The following is an 18,797-nucleotide window of genomic DNA, read 5'->3' on the forward strand; positions in this document are numbered from 1 at the left end:
CGCCTCATTCGCCGATGTGAGTCCGGTAGGCGCCGGGGGTGAGCAGTGACCCGAGCGCCGCCGGATCGTCGACCCGGAGACTGACCATCCATCCGGCGCCGTACGGATCGCGGTTCACCACCGCCGGATCGCTGTCCAGTGCCCCGTTCACCTCGGTCACGACACCGGCCACCGGGCTGTACAGCTCGGAGACCGCCTTGACGGCTTCGATGGTGCCGAACGCCTGGTGGACCTCGAGCCGCTCGCCGGGCTTGGGCAGGTTCACGAAGACCACGTCACCCAGCTCACCCTGTGCGTAATCGGTGATGCCGACTCGCATGACCGCGGGATCGCCGGTGCGCGCGAGATACTCGTGCTCGACAGTGTACAACAGATCATCCGGTATCTGCGACACGACGGGCCCCCAAAGTGAGTGCGCGTGGGAGGATAGACGGCCCGGTGGATGCGGTCAAGCGCGGGCCACCAACGCCTCCCACACCTCCCTCGCCCGGCGCTCCAGCGCGGCCGGGTCGGCATCGTTATCGATGACGTACGCGCTGCGCGTGCGCTTCTCCGCGCTGGGCAGCTGGGCGGCGAGCATGCGGTCGGCGTCCGCCGCGGAGAGGCCGCGGCGGGCCACCAGCCGAGCCCGCCGGACCGGCTCCGGTGCATCCACCAGCACCACGGCGTCGAACGCCGCCGGGTCCAGTGACTCGAAGAGCAGGGGAATGTCGCTCACCACGATCCGGGCTCCCCGCGCGCGAGCCTCCGCCAGCAGCGCCGCCCGGCGTCGCGCGACCTCGGGATGGACCAGCCGCTCGAGCTCGGCTCGGGCTGCGGGATCGCCCATCACCCGCTGGCGGAGGGCCGCGCGGTCGAGCTCGCCCGCCGGCCCGATGAGGTCGGCCCCGAACCGCGCCGCGATGAGCCGCAGCACCGGGGTGCCCGGTGCCTGCGCGTCCCGCACCAGGCGGTCGGCCTCGATCAGGACCGCGCCCCAGCTGCGGAAAAGCTCGGCCACCGTGGACTTGCCGGCCGCGATGTTGCCCGTGAGCGCGACGTTGAGCATGGGCCTGTCGGCCGGAGCCTAGAGGAGCGCCGTCTGGTCTTCGTCTCTGCGCGGCACCTTGTGGCAGTGCCGGCAGCGCGCCTCGTAGCTTTCCCGGCCGCCCACCATGATGGTGGGCGAGTCGTAGCGTGCAGGCTTGCCGTTCAGCAGACGTTGGTTGCGGCAGGCCGGATCGCCACAGACCACGCAGATCGCCTGCAGCTTGTCCACGATTTCCGCGACGGCCATGAGATCGCCCATCGAGCCGAACGGCTCGCCCCGGAAGTCGGTGTCGGTGCCGGCCAGGATCACCCGGACGCCACGTCCGGCCAGGTGTCTGCTTACCTCGAGGATGTGGGGATCGAGAAACTGGGCTTCGTCGATGGCGATGATCTCGCTCTCGGGACGCACCAGCCGGAAGATCTCGGCGGCCGAGTCCACCGGGCTGGCCTCCAGCTCGGTGCCGTCGTGGCTCGACACCGTGTACAGCCCCGCGTAGCGGCTGTCGAGGTGGGACTTGAACACCTGCACCCGGCGCCGTGCGATGATGGCGCGCCGCACTCGCCGGATCAGCTCCTCACTCTTGCCAGCGAACATGACACCGCTGATCACCTCGATCCAACCGGGGTGCATCCCGTAATTCATCGCCGAGTCTCCGGATGACGGTGGCGGGGCGGCAGGAGAACTAGCGCCGGGCGGGCGGCCGCTTGGCAGGCGGGCGCGCCGGTCCGCCGCGGTCGACCCGAGCAGTGACCCGGCGCCGGCGGATGGTGACGCCGTTGAGCGCGGTCGCCACCCGCTCGGCCTCCTGCGCCGGGATCTCCACCAGGGCGTAGGCGTCCCTCAGCTCGACCCGCCCGATCTTGCCGCGCTCCACCCGCAGCTCCTTGGTCAGCACCGCGACCAGATCGTTGACCGTGGCCCCATCCTTCTTGCCCACCCCGACGTAGATCTTGGCCGTGGCGGGGATATCGGGCAGCGGCGGCGGCAGCTCGGCGCCGGCCGCGTCGGCCGCGCCGGTCCAGAGCTCGAACAGCGCCGCGGCCACGACTGATGGATCGTAGCGCTCGAACAGGGGTGCCAGCGTCAGGAGCGCGCGCTCCGGGCGGGCGCTCTCCAGCGCTCGCACGATGGCGGCTCGCTTGCGGCTCGCGGCGGAGGTCACCGCCTCGACCAGGCCGGACAGGCGAATCGGGCGCTGCGGCGCGGCGATCCTCGCCACATAGCTCTCGGTGCCCGGCGGCACCAGCAGCACCACCTGGCCGGCAGCGAGGAGCTGGCGGAGCCGCGTGGGAGTCGGCGGATCGAAGGCGATCACCAGCTCCGCTGGGGCCGCGTCTCCGGTGGTCAGGCGCAGCTCAGGCTCGGCCAGCGCCACCGCGCGGCCGATCCCTTCGTGCTGCGCCCGGTCGGCGGTCCACACCGACACGGTGGCCGGATCGAGCAGCTCCACCAGCTCCCCCAGTGCGGCCGCCCGCCGGGCCCAGGGCACCGCCACCGTCCTGACCGGGCCGGCCGGCCCGCCGACCTCGGCGCTGGCGCCCAAGGTGAGCGCGCGCCGGGCGTATCGCTCGACCAGGTCGGCCACCCGGTCCGGCGCGCCGGAGAGCACGATCCGCTGCGACTCCTTGCTCAGATCGGCCATGAGCGGCGCGAGACTCTCCGGCTCCTCCCACGTCTCGGGCCACGCCAGCAGGACCGACCCGAGCGCCTCCAGGCGGAGCGCCGAGCGGGTGTGGAGGGCCAGGGCAGTCTCCGGGGTGGTGACCAGGAGATCGACCGTGCCGGCCCGCACTCGCCGCATGGCTCGCGCGGTGCCGTGGGCAACCTGCACCCGGATCCCGGTCTCCGCCGCCAGCGAGTGTACCAGCGCACCCCAATCCTCCAACTGGACCGCTGAGCAGAGCACCAGCCCGGACTGCCCGGACCCGAGGCGGCTCAGCAGGCCCGCCAGCGCCGGCGCGGCGTACGCCGGCGCCGGCGGCGTCAACCCCACCAGATTGTGCCCGCGCGCCGCGGTGGGCGCCGCCTCGCGGACCGTCGGGTCGGCGGCGGCCCAGCCCAGGCGCTCGAGCGCGGCCGCGATCGGCGTCGTGAGATGCAGCTCTTCCAAACCGGCCACTGGAGCCTCGTGCTGGGGGTGGAAAATCCAGGGCAAGGTAAGGTGAGCGGCGGTGCGATCCAACCCCGTCGTGGGGACGGTTGACATCGCCGATCCGGCGACCAACCTTTCCCACCACTCTCTCGCTTCACCTCGATCCGGAACCGCTCATGCCTGACCCGCTGTCGCAGAACGTCCAGCATCTCAAGGCGTCCGAGACGGTCGCCATCAGCAATGAAGCCAAGCGCCGGAAGGCCGCCGGCGAGGACGTGCGCGACCTCGGCGTGGGCGAGCCCGACTTCGACACCCCGGCTCCGGCGGCGCAGGCCGGTATCCAGGCGATCCAGAAGGGGCTCACCCGCTATCCGCCGAACGTCGGAATCGCCGAGCTCAGGAAAGGGATCGCGGGCCAGCTGAGCCGGATGTCGGGCGGCCGCGCGGTGGACCCCGACCAGATCATGGTGAGCTCCGGCTCCAAGCAGTCGATCTTCAACGCCTGCTTCGCCCTGTTCGGACCCAAGGAGCGGGTCCTGATCCCGGCGCCTGCCTGGGTCTCCTATCCTCAGATTGTGCACCTCTGCCGGGCTGAGCCGGTGCTGGTGCCCGGAGACGTCGAGTGGGGGCTCAAGGTCAGCGCGCGGGATCTCGACCGGGCCTCGAACAAGCTGACCCGCGGGCTCATCCTGTGCTCCCCGTGCAATCCGACCGGCGCGGTCTACACGCTGGCGGAGCTGCGCTCCATCGCCGAATGGGCCAAGGCCAACGACGTCTGGATCATCTCCGACGAGATCTACCGGCGGATCAACTACGGTCCCGGGCCCGCGGCGTCGCTGCTGGATTTGCCGGACGATCTGCTCGAGCGCACCGTGATCATCTACGGCGCCAGCAAGGCGTACGCAATGACCGGCTGGCGCATCGGGGCCGCGCTCGCGCCCCCGCATCTCACCAAGGCGATGGCGGCGTTCCAGTCTCACACCACCACCGGTGCCAACCATCCTGCGCAGTGGGCCGCCGCCGCCGCCTTTACCGACGAGCGGGTCGATGGCGAGGTCACCCGGATGGTGGCCGCCTTCCGCCGCCGGCGCGACTATCTGGTCGAGCGCTTCCGGCGGGAGGCACCCGGTGTGGAGTTCGTCGAGCCCCATGGGGCGTTCTACTTCTTCTTCCGGGTCGACGGCATCCGGGAGAAGGATCCGGTCAGCGGCACGACGTTCTGCGAGCAATTGATGAAACAGGAAGGGGTTGCCCTGGTGCCCGGCGGGGCGTTCTCGGACGACCGCTGGGTCCGCCTCAGCTACGCCGTGTCCGACACCGAGCTGGAGCAGGCACTGGACCGGATCATCGGGCTCATCCAGCGCCTGGCGTCCGCCCGTGCCGCCTAAGGTCTCGCCGGTGGCGATCGACGCGCGGGTAGAGCCGCTGACCGGTCAGTTGCCGGCCATTGCGTGGCGCTGGGACCCCGAGACGGACATCCTCTCGGGCGCGTTCAAGGGAAACCGGAAAAGCGGCGGGCTCACCGGTACGGTCGAGCTGACCGACGCCGAGGGATCGATCGCGGTGCTCGACGTGAGCAACGGAGTCATCTGCGGGCTCGACGTGGTGGTCTGGCCCGAGGTGACCACGGCGTCGGAGCTGCGGGTACCCGCGCAGCTCACCGACGGGCGCGTGGTGCTGCCCGCCCGCCCCTCTCGCCCGGGAGTGACGTCGGTCGAGGTCGATACCACTCTGTCCGTCCAGACCAATGCCGCGGAGAGCGTGTTCCACCTGAACATCGGCCCTCGGCGGCCGGTCGAGCTGGTCCGGGTGGCGGACAACTTCTATGTCGAGGTGGACCAGCAGGGCGGCCTGGCGGGCTTCTGGCTCACCAACGTCCCGCCCTTCACCGCCTTCGAAGACGAGATGTAGGTCACGCGGCCCAGCTGGGCACCGCCTCTCCCAGGAATCCCTGTTGCTGGCGCTCCACCAGCGACGCGTAGTAGCCTCCCCGCTGACAGAGCTCGACGTGGGTCCCCATCTCGGTGATCGATCCGTTCTCGATCACTACGATGCGGTCCGCCTCTCGAACGGTCGACAATCGGTGGGCGATGACGAACGCCGTGCGTCCCTTGAGCAGGACCCGGAGCGCGAGCTGAATGAGGTGCTCCGATTCGACATCGAGCGCGGACGTCGCCTCGTCGAGAATCAGGATCGGAGGATTCTTGAGCAGCGCCCGGGCGATGGCCACCCGCTGACGCTGGCCGCCGGAGAGCCGGCTGCCACGCTCCCGCACGCTGGTGTCGTAGCCCTCCGGCAAGGCCATGATGAAGTCGTGCGCTTGCGCCGCCTTGGCCGCCGCCTCGATCTCCTCCTGGGTCGCGTCCGGCCGCCCGTAGGCGATGTTGGCTCGGACCGAGTCGTTGAAGAGGTGGGGATCCTGGAACACCACGCCGATCTGACTGCGCAACGACTGCTGGGTCATGGCGCAGATGTCGGTACCGTCGATGGTGATCGACCCGGGCGACACGGCATGCAGGCGCTGTAGCAGCGTCATGAGCGTCGTCTTCCCGCTTCCGCTCGGGCCGATCAGCGCGATGGTTTCGCCCGGGGGAACGCTGAGGTTGACGCCCTGGAGCACCGGGGCGCCCGGCTGGTAGGCGAAGGTGAGGTCGCGGAACTGGACCTCGCCCTGGAATGGCGGCACGTCCGCCGCGTCCGGCCGGTCGCCGACCACGTCCTCGGCGTCCAGTATTGCGTACAGCGACTCCAGGGAGACGGTGGCCTTCCGCAGCGTCTGGTACGTGTTGGTCAGCCCCTGCACCGGCCCAAACAGGCCGCCGATATAGCCCAGGAACGCGATCAGCGTACCCAGGGTCAGTTGTCCCCGAAAGGCGAGATAGCCGCCTAACGCCAGCGCGGCCAGACGCGCCGAGGTGGCAGCCAGGTTCCGGAACGCGGCGTTCCGGGTGTCGGTGCGTACTCCTCGCCGGACCACTTCATTGCCCTGCCGGACGCCGCTCAGGAACCGGGTCATCTCCGCCTGCTCCATGCCGAAGCCCTTGACCGTCATCATCCCGGCCAGAACTTCGTTGAAGCGGGAGTAGATCGAGCTCCAGCGCTCCACCAATCGGCGCTCTCGCTGGATCTGCTCCGGCGCGGCCCGCGCACCGATCAGGGCGGGAATCGGGGTGAACAGGATCACCACCGCGGCGAGCCGCCACTCCAGCTGGAGCATCGCGGTGATCGAGAGCCCCAGGTAGAGCAGGGTCGGCAACAGGTTGAAGGCGATATCGCTGAAGGCGGTCACATAGCCGGTGATTCCCTGATTGATCCGGTTCACCGTGCCGCCCACCCCCTCCTTCTGATGGAAGGCGACCGGCAGCGAGTTGAGCTTGCTCACCACCTGCTCGCGGACGCTGTACTCCACGCCGAGTCGCACGTCCCAGCTGCGCATCCCCAGCCAGCTCTGGAGGCCGGCGCGCACCAGCTCAAGCACCAGCAGCCCTGCCATGGCGACCGCGAACGCGTGGGCACCGCCCGCGGTGCCGAGCTGGTCGAACAGGTATTTCATGAGGAGCGGGTCGATGGCGCTCAGGGTGGCGAGCACGAGCGCGAGGACAATGACGGTGACTAAAGGCCGGCGGTACGGCCGGACGAACTGCAGGGATCGAACAGCGAGCCGGATGCCCGAGGAAGCCATATCGTCCGTGTGGGAGAAGCCGTGCGGTGGGACCGCGGCCAATAACCGGCTCGGGACGGGGCAAGTTCAATGCCGGTACGCGGATGGCTCAAAACCTCCGGCTATTCCGTGGGGATTGCCTCAAGCGGCAAGATCGACTGCAAGATGCACGACGTTGCACCAGGGGTGAGCCGGTGCTCATCCGGTGGTTACCAAATACCCTCATGCCAGAACTTCACTTGCTTGAAGATCACTCGCTGACTCGGGCGAGTGCCGGGGCGAATCAGTATGTAAATGAGGGAGTGTGACCAGCGAGCTGCTTACCTGTCCGTGCCTGGCTTCCGTGCAGAACGACTTTCGCCCGTAGTTTGAACTGCCTATCGCGGGAAACTGAGGTGCAGCAGAGGAGTGGCGGTGCGAAAGTAGTGCGGTTCAGCCGCGGAGCAGAGCGCCCGCCGCGGCTCGCGAGTGGACGCCAAGCTTGACCAGCACCCGCTGGGTGTGGTGTCGTGCGGTGTGGGGGCTGATCCGCAACGCCGCCGCGATCGCAACGTTGGAGCGGCCGCTGGCGAGCAGCATGGCCACCTGGAGTTCCCGGGGAGTGAAGCCGTAGGTGGACTGGAGGGAGGCGCCGCGCGGCGGTCCCTTGAGCCCGCGCGAGTTCGCCGTGGCCGTGCGCTGCTCCAAGAGTCGCGCCCGCAGGTGTCGCATCTGGTCCAGCGAATCGCGGATCTGTCCGATGATCTGCCGTCCGTCGCGCCGTAACGACTTGAAGGTGGCGCGCAGGGCCGCGAGTTGCTCTGCAGAGACGGTGCGCTGACCATCCTGCGGCTGGTACACCGACTCGAGGCGGTTGGCGGTCACGTTGACCTCACAGCAGCGGCGATGCTTCGGTTACGTAGCGGTGGGCCCGGTGTATAGTCAATCTAGTCTATATGCCGGCGAGCGCAGGCGGCAAGATGCCGAGCGCCGGTGGCTGGGCTAGCTTTGCCCATACATGGACCCTGTCAATCTGACCAATCTGCGCCGGGTTCTGGCCCTGCGAGGCCTCACACCGGCTTCCGCGGTGCCGGACGCGAGCGGCGGGCGGACCGAGGACGCCTGCATTCGGCAGGCACGGCTGCTGGAGGGCGCCCCGCTCCAGTGGATTCCGGTAGATGCGGCGGAGCCCTGGCCCGACCCGCTCGCCTTCCTCGACGGGGTGCAGCGCTCCGAGCTGCTCGCCTACGCCGGCGCGTCGGTCATCGTGGTTGGCGAGATCGCGGCCGCGGTCCGCGAGCGGCGCGATGCCCGGCTCACCACGGTGGTGGAGGATCGGCGCTTGCTGGCCATCGGGCGGCCCGCCGCGCTGGAGGCCGCCGGCGACGCCCTCTCCCGCTTCCAATTATTGGCGCTACCCGAGGACGAGCCGCCGCACCCCATCCGGGATCAGGCGAACGCGGCCCGCGCGCTCGACCGGGCCCGGGGCGCACTGGAGCTGTCGATCGGCGACCGCTACCGTGCCCGCTCCGATGGATGGCTGATCGTGGATGGCTCGCTGACCGAGAGCCCCGTCTGGTCGGCCGACCCCCGCATGGTGGGTGTCGCGAAGAGCCACGCCACGCTGCCGTTCGACGGAGCCGACCTGGATCGTTACCTCCGGCTGCCCCAGGGCCATCGCTCCTCGCTCTATGTTCCGCAGACCCGGAGTCTCACGCCGGTGCACGCCTGGGCACTCCGACTCTGGCCTTGGGAGGGGAAGGACCTGTTTCACGGGCTGGTACGCATCGAAGTTGCTCCGGTCAACGGCACACCGGCGATGGCCGGCCTTCTATCCCGGTGGCTCCTGGCGGAGCGGGCGCCGCTCAGTGCGCCGGACGCGCGCTGGGATCGTCTGCTCTACGGCATCCACTCGGTCGAGAGCTACCTTCGCGCGCAGGTTCGCGCCCTCGGCTGACGCTCGGTAGCCCCTACAGGTTTCCCGCCCGGCGAGACACATTTCCTCCCATGCCCCATCCCGCCCCACCCATCGGCCGTGTCGTCGCCACCGAGCTCAAGCCTTCCACGCCGCACCAGTTCCACTTCTGGACCGCGCGGGAGTCGCCCATCGGGATCGGCGCCATCGTCCGAGTCGAGGAAGCGGAGCGCATCGTCTACGGAGTCGTGACCGACGGCTTCGCCTACTCCGATCTCGCCACGCCGCTGCACGCGGTCATCGGAAGCGATGGAGATCCGGTGGCCGCCGGCATCGAGCCGAGCCGGCGCGCGGAAATCCGGCTCTTCACGGCGGCCGTGCTCCGGCAGATTCCGGAGGAGCCGCTGCAGCCGGTGCCGCTCGGCTCGGTCTGGCTCGCCTCCGACGCAGACGTGCTGCTGGCCCTCCGGATGGACAGCTACACCACCGGCGCGCGCCCGACGGGCATCCCCGTGGGATTGTATGCTGCCGGCGGGCACGAGTCGCCGGTGTACCTCGACTGCGATTTCCTCCTCGGCCCCGAGGCGGCCCACCTCAACATCACCGGGGTCTCCGGGCTGGCCACCAAGACCAGCGCGGTGGAGTTCCTCCTCGCGAGCATCTTTCAGACCTTCCCACCGCATAAGGGGTCGGTTGCCGCGCTCTGCTTCAACGTGAAGGGCCCCGACCTCTGCTTCCTCGATCAGCCCGCGACCCTTGCCGAGGAGGATTGCCGGCTCTACGCCAAGCTCGGTCTCCGCCCGGAGCCCTTCGGCGACGTGCATTACTACGCGCCCTTCAAGGCCGACGGCGTGAACCTGAATACGCTACGCACCAACGACGCGCTGTCGGCCAACACGGAGCCGCTGGTGTGGGGCCTGCGAGAGGTGCTGGACTACGCCGAGGTGGTCCTCAATCGCGACGACGTAGACGCCAAGGCAGACGCTTTCATCGACTTTCTGGCGGAACGGGTGGTGGGACGGGAGTACCAGGACGACATGTTGCGAGGCAAGCCTTTTCGGGTGCAGAGCTTTGCCGACCTGGAGGAGTTCTTCCGCGCCATCTTCGACTTCATGGAGGTCCTGGGGAAAGGCGCCGAGGTCTGGAAGACCCATCATCTCGCTACCATCCGCAAGGTCCGCAACCGGCTCACCAACATTTCGACGCGCTCCAAGGGACTGGTGACCGACGACGGGGACGCGCACGATCTGCCCTGGGGCGCCTTCCGGGACCGCGGCGTTCATGTGGTGGACGTCGCCGGACTCGACCCGCTGGCCCAGGATCTGGTGTTCGCCCGGATCGTCTCCAAGCTGCGGGAGCACCTCGAGCGCCGCGATCTGGGCGTCGATCACGTGGTGGTCTTCGTCGACGAGCTCAACAAGTACGCCCCGGCCGATGGCGCCGACACCTACGTGCGGAAGATGCTGCTCGATCTCTCCGAGCGGGGCCGCTATCTCGGGCTGGTGCTCTTCTCCGCCCAGCAGTTCCGCTCTCAAGTGCAGCGGCGGGTGGTGGGCAACGCGGGCACCGCCGTGTACGGCCGGATGGACATGGACGAGCTCACCACGCCGGGGTACGCGGCGGTCTCACCGGCCACCAAGATCAAGCTCGCCACCCTGCCCAAGGGCGAGCTGATGCTGCGCCATCCCCACTTTACCCAGCCGATCTTCGTCAAGTTCCCCCGGCCGGCCGTGCTGAGCAGCCGGGAAGGGATCGAGCGGTTCCCCCCGGCCACCGAGCTCGCCTTTGCCGATGCGGTCGCGCGCCAGCTCCGCGGCATGGACCGCGGGGTCTCGGCCGACGCGGTGCGCGCTCTGGTGGATGGCCGGCGGGAGGACGAGGTGCGCCGCGCCCTCGCGGCCACCCGGCGGGAACGTGCGGCGGAGCCGCTCGCCTTCTTCATCGCCTGTCTCGGCCGCCGGGTCAACGGCGAGGTGGTGCAGGGCCGCCGGGGTATCCCCGCGGTCAAACGGGCCGACGACGGGTACGGTTTCTAGATCGCCCCCGGTTGACCGTGGGGACGTGGGTCACAGCGCGGTCTCGACTTCCTCTCGACCTTCCCCAACCAGCCCCGGTGTGCCGCGGTTCCTCCGTCGCGAGTCTCTGATGTCCGGACCCACTCCAGACTTCCCATCCATGGCGCCACAGGCGTCGGCCCGCGTGGACCCGTGGCGGGCATGGGTCGAGCAGGTCAAGGACTATGCGATTTTCATGATCGACCCGCGTGGCTATACCGTGACCTGGAATCAGGGGGTCGAGCGGGTGCTCGGCTACTCGGAACGGGAGTTCATCGGTCTACCGGCGTGGCGGCTTTTCCCCGTCCGGGATCGCGCGGCGATGGTGCCGGAGAGTGAGCTGGAGACCGCGGCGCGTGACGGCCAGGCGAGCGATGATCGATGGATGCTGCGCAAGGATGGCACGGAGTTCTGGGCCTCGGGCATCACGAGCGCGCTCCGTGACGCCTCGGGAGGGTTGGAGGGATTCGCCAAGGTGATGCGCGACAGCACCGCCGAGCGGCGCTCGACGGAGCTCCTCCGGGCCAGTGAGGAACGGCTGCGGGAGACCGAGCATCGGCTCATGACCGCCTTGGACGCGGCCGGCATGGGGACGTGGCGGTGGAACCTCCTCACCAACGAGGAGGATCTCGACAAAGGCTTGAGCCGGATGCTCGGGCTGGAGGCCGGCGAGTCGGTTCAAACGATGCAGGATGTTCTCGACCGGGTCCATCCGGAGGACTACGAGGCGGTCCGGGCCGCCTTCAGTCAATCGGCGCAGAGTGGCGCCGACCTGGACATCGAATTCCGGGTGATGCGGTCCGACGGCGGGCTGCGCTGGATCCGGGCGCACGGCCAGGTATTCTACGACGCCGAGGGAGATCCCGTCACCATGACCGGCGCCTGTGTGGACGTCACCCGCCGCCGGGAGGTCGAAGAGCAGCTTCGCCAGGCGCACCGTATGGACGCGGTGGGGCGATTGGCCGGCGGGGTCGCACACGAAGTCAACAACATGATGACCGTGATCCTCGGTTTCTCCGACATCATTCTGCCCACCTTGGACCAGGGAGACGACCGGTACGCCGACCTGCTGCAGGTTCGGAAGGCCGCGGCACGTGCCGCGATGGTCACCGGACAGTTGCTCGCCTTCAGCCGCCGGCAGATGCTCCAACCCCAGGCCCTCGGGCTCAACGGCGTACTGGAACAGCTCCGGCCGATCCTCCTGCGGCTGTTGGGAGCCGACAAACGGCTGGACCTGACGCTCGCTCCCGATCTGTGGCGGGTCTATGCCGATCGGGGACAGATCGAGCAGGTGCTGATCAATCTTACGATCAATGCGCGGGACGCGATGACATCCGGTGGCTGGCTGGCCATTCAGACGGCGAACGTGCGTCTCGACGATGCCTATGCCGGTCGTCATGCCGGTGTCCGGGTGCCGCCGGGCCGCTATGTACAGATGGCCGTGACCGACACGGGCAGCGGGATTCCGCACGATGTCCAGACTCGGATCTTCGAACCGTTCTTCACCACGAAGCCGGTGGGGCAGGGCACCGGCCTCGGCCTTTCCATGGTCTATGGGCTGGTCAAACAGAGCAACGGCTTCATCTGGGTGTACAGCGAGCCGGCGCACGGCACAACCTTCAAGCTCTACTTCCCTGCCACCGATTCCGATGCCCCGGCCGATCACCAACCCGGTGCCCTTCAGGGGGCGGGCGGAGCAGAGACCGTCCTGGTGGTCGAGGACGACGACTTGGTCCGGCCGCTCACCGTCCGCCTGCTCGAGGTTCAAGGCTACTCGGTGGTGGAGGCGCGGCACGGAGGCGAAGCGCTGGAGATCCTCGCGAGACCGGATCAGCCGATCGACGTCGTGCTGGCAGACGTGGTGATGCCGGAGATGGGCGGGTCCGAGCTCGCCAGTCGCATCGCCGCTTCCGGTGTCGACCTCCCGGTGGTGCTCATGTCCGGTTTTACCGATGACGAGATTGCTCGCCGCGGGCTGCTGGCGCCGGGTGTGCCCTACCTGCAAAAACCGTTTGATGCCAGCCAACTGGGCCAGCGCCTTCGGGAGGCACTCGCCGCCCGCCGCTCCGGCGGCCAGGCCTGACGCTCTAACTCGTTGCCCGAGCGCCCGTTTCACCGACTCGTGAGACCTTGATAAATCCCCCGGTCACGAGACATTACGTGGGTGAAACTGGCTCATCTCGCCGATCCCCATCTCGGCATACGGCAGTACCATCGGCAGACCCCTGCCGGCATCAACCAGCGCGAAGCCGACATCGCGAAGGCCTTTCGGGCTGCCATCGATGACGTGATCGCCGCCCGGCCCGACGCGGTCGTGGTGGCAGGTGATCTCTTCCACTCCGTCCGGCCCACCAACTCGGCGATCGTCTTCGCCTTCCGCCAGTTTCAGCGGCTGCGTGAGGCGATCCCCGACGCGCCGGTCGTGTTGATCGCCGGAAACCACGATACCCCACGCTCGGCGGAGACCGGGTCGATTCTTCGACTCTTCGAGGAGCTCGGTGTGGACGTGGCAGTCGACCAGCCCCGCCGGCTCGTCTATCCGGCGCTGGACCTCTCGATCCTCGCGGTGCCGCACCAGGCGCTCACCGCGGCGGACCGCCCATCGCTCACCCCCGAGGGCCCGGAGCGGAACCGCGTGCTGCTGCTCCATGGCGAGGTGGCGGGCGTCTTTCCCTTTGACCGGAGCGCGGCGGAATACGGCGGAGCGCTCATCGACCTGCGGGAGCTGGGCGGTCGGGGGGAGTGGAGCTATGTCGCACTGGGGCACTACCACGTGCAGCACGAGGTGGCTCCCCGGGTCTGGTATGCCGGATCGCTCGATTACGTGAGCCCCAACCTCTGGGGCGAGCTGGCCGACGAGCGGGAGCGCGGATCTTCCGGAAAGGGCTGGCTGCTGGCCGATCTCGAGCGCGGCAAGGTCGAGCGCCGGCCGGTGGCCCCTGCCCGGGCGATCCTGGACCTGGCACCGCTGGATGGGGAAGGACTCTCCGCGGCCGCGATCGATGTCCAGATCGCCGAGCGGCTGCACGCCATCTCCGGTGGACTCGCCGACAAGATCGTCCGCCTGGTCGTGTACAACGTGCCGCGTCACGTCGGACGGGAGCTGAATCATTCCATGATTCGCGGATTCAAGTCCACGGCGCTGCACCTGCACCTGGACGTTCGTCGTCCCGAGGTCAACCGCAGCGTTGGCGTGGGCGCGCCGGGGCGGCGGCAGACCCTTCCCGAGCTGGTGCGATCCTATCTGAGCGGCCGTCCCCTTCCAGCGGAGCTCGACCGCGAGGCGTTCGTGCACCTGGGCGAGGAGTTGATCGACGCGGTCGAGCGGGACCTGGCAGGGTCCTGATGCAGATCAACCGGATCCGCCTCTGCAACTTCCGCCAGCATGAGCACACCGACCTGGAGCTCGGCGCGGGGCTCACTGGCATCATCGGGCCCAACGGCGCCGGGAAGACCACCATTCTCGAGGCTATCGCCTGGGCGATGTACGGCATGCCGGCGGCTCGCGGCAGCCGGGAGACCATCCGCCGCCGGGGCGCGCCGCCCCGCGCCAAGGTCGAGGTGGAGATGGAGTTCAGCCTCGGTCCTCACCAGTATCGCGTGGTCCGGTCGCTCAACGGCGCCGAGCTCTACCAGGACGGCGATCCCGCGCCCATCGCCAATTCGCTCGGTGCCGTCACCGAGCGGGTGACCCGGCTCCTCGGCATGACCCGCGAGGAGTTCTTCAACACCTATTTCACCGGCCAGAAGGAGCTCGCCGTGATGGCGGCGATGAGCGCGCCGGAGCGCGCCCAGTTCCTCTCCCGCGTGCTGGGATACGAGCGCCTCCGCGCGGCGCAGGAGCGGCTGAAGGAGCGCCGGGCATCGCTGCGCGCCCGGCTCGAGGCGCTCCGCGCCGGCCTGGTCGATCCCAGCGAGCTCGATACTGCTGAGCAGCGCGCCCGGCAGCGGATCGCGGCCGCCGCGACCGCCGAAACTGCGACCGCCGATACGTTGGCCGGGGCCGAGCGCCTGCTGCTCGAGGTACGCCCCCGGTGGGAGCGTGTCCAGGTCTTGCGGGAGAGCGCGCTCGCCCTGGACGCCGAACTCACGGTAGCCCGGCATCAGGTGGGTGCCGCCTCCGACCGGGTCGGGCGCCTGGAGCGGCAGATGGAGGAAGCCGCGCTCGCGGCCCACAACCTGGAAGAGCTCACCGGCCGGCTCGCCCCGCTGCCGGACCTTCGGAACGAGGCGGCGACGCTCGGTCGCCAGGCCGAAGCGTGGGCGGCCCGCAAGGGGTTGCTGGCCCAGCTCTCCGAGGTGCGTACCCATCTCGCCTCGGTGGAAGAGCGGATGGATCGGATCCCCACCCGCGCGGCCGTGGAGAGCTCTCGCGAGCGGGTCAACGATCTCCGTGCCTCACTCACCGGGCTCGCCCTCGACGCCGAGGCCGCCCGGACCGCCTGGGTGCAGGACGCACAGGATGCCCGGACCAAGCGGCAAGGACTCCTCGATCAATACCAGGAGCTCAAGGACCAGCGCCAGCGAATCGTGAAGGCCGGCCCGGAAGGCGACTGCCCCACCTGCACCCGGCCCTTGGGCAAGGAGTACGGCACCGTGCTCCAGTTGCTCGACCGGCAGATCGAGGAGGTCGTCTCCAACGGCAATTTCTACAAGCAGCGCATCGAGCAGCTGCAGGCCGAGCCGCGCGAGCTGGAGGAGGTCGAGCACCGCCGCATCGAAGTGGAGCGGGAGCTCTCCAACGCCATCGCGGAGCTGGGCCGGCTCGACGCACAGACCCAGGAAGCGGGACACCTCCACGAGGAGCACGAGCGCCTGGTGCTCCGCACCCATGAGCTGGAGGCGTCGCTCGGTCTGCTGCTGGGGTCCTACGACCAGGGCCGCCACGAGGCCGTCATCGGGCAGATCCGCGAGCTGGAGCCGCTCGCGCTGCAGGCCGAGCGCCTGCGTGGCCTGGTCGACCGCGGCAGCGTGGTCACCGCCGAGCTGGAAACCGCCCATGGCGAGCGCGACGCCGCAGCCGCGCGGCAGGCCCTGCTGGAGGGGCGGTTGGCGGAGCTGGGGTACAATGAGCCCATGTATCGCGCGGCCCGGGAGGCGGAGCTCACCGCCGAGCACGGCCGGCGGGAGGCGGAGCTCGCGCTGGTGCGGGCTCGCGGCGAGAGCGCGGCGGCCGCGGAATTGATCGCCGAGATCGCTCGCCGCAGGGCTGAGCGGGTGGAGCGGGAACGCGAGGCGGCCGCCACCGCGGCGGAGCTGGCGCTGCACCAGGAGCTCGACCGCGCGCTCACCGATCTGCGGACCGACCTGAACGCCGCCCTCCGCCCCGACCTGTCCGAGCTCGCTTCCGGCTTCCTGCGCGACTTGACCAATGGTCGCTACACCGACCTGGAGCTGGACGAAGACTATGTCGCGACCCTGCTGGACGATGGTGAGGCCAAGGCGGTCATCTCGGGCGGCGAGGAGGACGTGGCCAATCTGGCGCTGCGGCTCGCGATCAGTCAGATGATCGCGGAGCGGGCGGGTCAGCCGCTATCGCTGCTGGTGTTGGACGAGATCTTCGGCTCGCTCGACGAGGAGCGCCGCGCCTCGGTGGTGGATCTGCTGCGCAGCCTGGCCGACCGTTTCCCCCAGGTCATCCTGATCACCCACATCGACTCCGTGCGGGAGGGTTTCGACCGGGTGGTGCGGGTGGGCTTCGATCTGGCGAGCGGCGTCGCGACGGTGCGGGAGGATCCGCTGGGAGGACATGATGTGGCGGCCTGACCGGAGCCTTCGCGGGCCGGACCGGCCCGGGCTGCGCGATATCGAGCCGCTCAATCGGGTCTTTGCCGACGCGTTCACCGACCGCTACAGCCGGGACGGGCTGGTCGGCGTCCGGGTGCCGCACCTGAACAAGCTGGTCTGGCGCTACGCCATCGAGGATGCCGGCAACGGCGCCATGATCTGGCGGGATGGCGAGGGGCAGATGGTCGCCTTCAATATGGTCCACCAATCCGGAGCCGAAGGCTGGATGGGTCCGCTCGCCGTCCGGCCGGATCGTCAGGGGGAGGGGCTCGGCTCCACTATGGTGCGGGTCGGCATCGAGTGGCTCAAGGCGCAGGGCGTCCAGACCATCGGGCTCGAGACGATGCCCAGGACGGTGGAGAACATCGGGTTCTACAGCCGTCTCGGGTTGGTGCCCGGCCCGCTCACCGTCACCCTGGTGCACGATGTGCCGCGGCGGGTCGGAGCCGCGCCCGAGCTGCTCTCGACCACGGGGAATTCACTGGAACGAGGGGTGGAGGAGTGCCGGCGGCTCACCGACGAGCTGGCGCCAGGCGTCGATTTCTCCCGGGAGATTACTCTCACCCATGAGCTCAACATCGGCGACACCACGCTGGTGCGCGAGGGCGGGGAGCTCCTGGGGTTCGCGCTCTGGCATTCCACGCCGCTGGCGGCCGGCCGGGCCAAGGACGAGGTGCGGGTGCTCAAGCTGGTGGCGCGGAGCCTCTCGACGTTCGAGCGACTGCTCGAGGTCCTGCACGGCACCGCCGCGGTCGAGCGGGTCGGACGCGTCGCCATCCGCTGCCAGACCGAGTATGCGGAGGCCTACCTCCGGCTCATCGCCGCGGGATACCGGGTGCACTGGACCGATCTGCGGATGATCCTGCGGGAGCTGCCACACGCACCGCCCAAGCGCGGGCTAGTGTTGTCGAATTGGGAGATCTGATCGGCTGGTTACGACCGGGTGCACGGCCTGCCCGGTAATGCAGCCAGCCGCGCGCCCACGTCCTTGAACGCCTGTTCGTTCTCCGGGTTGGACATGAAGTCCCGGTCGTACCGCCACATGAGCAGGGCACAGCCGGCCGGGCCAAGGGTGAGGCCGACGGTTCGCACCTGCTCCGCCGTCATGCGGCAGTTGGGGTCGCCGGTCCCCCGTCCACCGGTGGACGGGGTGGGACAGTTCCACGAGCCATCGCGAACGGCTTGGATACCGCCGTTCAGGATGTTCATGCTGAAGACGATCGCGTGGTGGTCCCGCCGGGCAAGCGCCAGACCCGCGTCCCGGAACGCCGTGACATCCCCGGCACGGGAAGAATACTGGTCGATGATGAACTCGCACACCCGGTAGGACGCCTGCGGCTGGAAGGCGTCGTGTTGGTGGCCCACCCCAACGGGAAGGGTCGGAAACAGGGCCTTGACCACGGCACACATCGAGTCGACCCGGGCCTTGGTCATCGTGCCCGACGGCCCCCAGGTGTTTCCGTCTCCCAGGCCGTGCACATTGGGCTCATCCATCACCGAGTTCCCCAGGAGCGTTCCATCGGCGACCGCCGCCGCAACTGCCGCTTTGATCTCCGGCGTGTCATAGCCGTCCATCACCGCCTGCCATTTGCCTCTGTCGAACTCGCCGCCGGTGAGATACCGGTTATGCGAACCGCCCGTCATGTTGAAGATCACGTGCCGGTGTGCCGCTCGCGCGGTGTTCAACTGAGTGATGATGGCGTCCGGGCTGGTACCGGAAATGGTGCCGGTGAATGGCTCCATGCCGGGCTTCCAGCCGGTGCTCCCGTTGAATCCGCCGGAGGGTCCGAAGGGGATGCCCTGACCGCTCGGTGCGCGGGTCACTGTGGCGGCCTTGGCCGATGACGTGAGCGTCACGACCGCCGTATCGGCGAGTCCAGTGGAGGAGGCGATCACCCGGTAGGTGCCCGCGGTGGCCCCGGCGGTGTAGAGGCCACTCCGGGTGATACTGCCGCCGGTGGCGCTGAAAGCCACCGGCACGACTACACTGTCCAGGACTGGGGGGGTGGCAGGGACAGCAGTCGGGGTCTGGAACGTGAGGACCCCGACCAGCGCGAACGCCTGTGCAGGCAACGTAAGCATGACGAAGTTTCGCGCGAGCGCCGGCCCAGGCGCAAGCGTCCCGCCGGAGCCCGACCCTAGAACAGCCGGATGATCTTGGCCACCGAGGGCACGTCGCTGCCGTTGAGGATGAAGACCATGTAGTGGCCCGGCGGCGCCCGGTTGCTCGAGCTGGGGGCGGTCACGGTGAGCCCGGTGGCATCGGCCGTGAAGCTCAG

The 18,797-nt window shown here is 69.0% G+C and carries 15 protein-coding genes; 8 read left to right on the plus strand and 7 right to left on the minus strand.

Translation table 11 applies throughout. The features are described from left to right. Nucleotides 1-4 precede the first annotated feature (4 nt). Genes gcvH through VHR41_19030 form a run of 4 tightly spaced genes read right to left on the minus strand, consistent with a single transcriptional unit; the run spans nucleotide 5 to nucleotide 3,149 of the window. On the minus strand, nucleotides 5-394 hold the full coding sequence (gene gcvH, locus VHR41_19015) for a glycine cleavage system protein GcvH (protein HEX3236289.1): 390 nt from the start codon (nucleotides 392-394) through the stop codon (nucleotides 5-7). A 54-nt stretch (nucleotides 395-448) separates the two neighbouring features. Continuing rightward, nucleotides 449-1,048 (minus strand): dephospho-CoA kinase, encoded by a 600-nt coding sequence (coaE, locus tag VHR41_19020; protein HEX3236290.1) that lies wholly within the window; start codon nucleotides 1,046-1,048, stop codon nucleotides 449-451. Between the two features lie 18 nt (nucleotides 1,049-1,066). Next, complete coding sequence (locus VHR41_19025; protein ID HEX3236291.1) at nucleotides 1,067-1,672, minus strand: thymidine kinase; 606 nt, start codon at nucleotides 1,670-1,672, stop codon at nucleotides 1,067-1,069. A 40-nt stretch (nucleotides 1,673-1,712) separates the two neighbouring features. Continuing rightward, nucleotides 1,713-3,149: a DbpA RNA binding domain-containing protein gene (locus tag VHR41_19030; GenBank protein HEX3236292.1), complete on the minus strand. Its 1,437-nt coding sequence runs from the start codon at nucleotides 3,147-3,149 to the stop codon at nucleotides 1,713-1,715. Nucleotides 3,150-3,298: 149 nt separating this feature from the next. Here VHR41_19030 and VHR41_19035 point away from each other — a divergent pair, with 149 nt between their 5' ends. Next, nucleotides 3,299-4,510 carry a pyridoxal phosphate-dependent aminotransferase gene (locus VHR41_19035; protein ID HEX3236293.1) on the plus strand — a complete coding sequence of 404 codons (1,212 nt, stop codon included), beginning with the start codon at nucleotides 3,299-3,301 and terminating at the stop codon, nucleotides 4,508-4,510. Then, the gene (locus VHR41_19040; protein HEX3236294.1) at nucleotides 4,500-5,033 is read left to right on the plus strand and encodes a hypothetical protein; all 534 of its coding nucleotides are present in this window, start codon (nucleotides 4,500-4,502) and stop codon (nucleotides 5,031-5,033) included. The genes VHR41_19035 and VHR41_19040 overlap by 11 nt, the downstream gene beginning before the upstream one ends. A gap of 1 nt (nucleotide 5,034) precedes the next feature. On the opposite strand, the gene VHR41_19045 is transcribed toward VHR41_19040, so the two are convergent. Together VHR41_19045 and VHR41_19050 are read right to left on the minus strand one after the other, a co-directional pair. Further along, on the minus strand, nucleotides 5,035-6,804 hold the full coding sequence (locus VHR41_19045) for an ABC transporter ATP-binding protein (protein HEX3236295.1): 1,770 nt from the start codon (nucleotides 6,802-6,804) through the stop codon (nucleotides 5,035-5,037). 411 nt (nucleotides 6,805-7,215) lie between these two features. Beyond that, nucleotides 7,216-7,647 (minus strand): helix-turn-helix transcriptional regulator, encoded by a 432-nt coding sequence (locus VHR41_19050; GenBank protein HEX3236296.1) that lies wholly within the window; start codon nucleotides 7,645-7,647, stop codon nucleotides 7,216-7,218. Nucleotides 7,648-7,780: 133 nt separating this feature from the next. On the opposite strand from VHR41_19050, the gene VHR41_19055 reads away from it, so the two are divergent. The 6 genes from VHR41_19055 (at nucleotide 7,781) to VHR41_19080 (ending at nucleotide 17,443) form a co-directional block, all read left to right on the plus strand. Next, complete coding sequence (locus tag VHR41_19055; protein ID HEX3236297.1) at nucleotides 7,781-8,719, plus strand: hypothetical protein; 939 nt, start codon at nucleotides 7,781-7,783, stop codon at nucleotides 8,717-8,719. 50 nt (nucleotides 8,720-8,769) lie between these two features. After that, entirely contained in the window at nucleotides 8,770-10,713 is a 1,944-nt protein-coding gene (locus VHR41_19060; protein HEX3236298.1) for a hypothetical protein, read from the plus strand. 109 nt (nucleotides 10,714-10,822) lie between these two features. Then, a complete protein-coding gene (locus VHR41_19065) occupies nucleotides 10,823-12,814 on the plus strand; it encodes a PAS domain-containing protein (GenBank protein HEX3236299.1) in 1,992 nt (663 codons plus the stop codon). Between the two features lie 81 nt (nucleotides 12,815-12,895). Continuing rightward, complete coding sequence (locus tag VHR41_19070; GenBank protein ID HEX3236300.1) at nucleotides 12,896-14,077, plus strand: exonuclease SbcCD subunit D; 1,182 nt, start codon at nucleotides 12,896-12,898, stop codon at nucleotides 14,075-14,077. After that, a complete protein-coding gene (locus VHR41_19075; GenBank protein ID HEX3236301.1) occupies nucleotides 14,077-16,497 on the plus strand; it encodes an SMC family ATPase in 2,421 nt (806 codons plus the stop codon). The genes VHR41_19070 and VHR41_19075 overlap by 1 nt, the downstream gene beginning before the upstream one ends. Beyond that, entirely contained in the window at nucleotides 16,481-17,443 is a 963-nt protein-coding gene (locus VHR41_19080; GenBank protein ID HEX3236302.1) for a GNAT family N-acetyltransferase, read from the plus strand. Before VHR41_19075 ends, VHR41_19080 begins: the two co-directional genes overlap by 17 nt. A gap of 8 nt (nucleotides 17,444-17,451) precedes the next feature. On the opposite strand, the gene VHR41_19085 is transcribed toward VHR41_19080, so the two are convergent. Then, the gene (locus VHR41_19085; protein HEX3236303.1) at nucleotides 17,452-18,600 is read right to left on the minus strand and encodes a hypothetical protein; all 1,149 of its coding nucleotides are present in this window, start codon (nucleotides 18,598-18,600) and stop codon (nucleotides 17,452-17,454) included. Nucleotides 18,601-18,797 lie beyond the last annotated feature (197 nt).

Source organism: Gemmatimonadales bacterium (genome assembly GCA_036265815.1).
Taxonomy (GTDB): Bacteria; Gemmatimonadota; Gemmatimonadetes; order Gemmatimonadales; family GWC2-71-9; genus CAVVWJ01.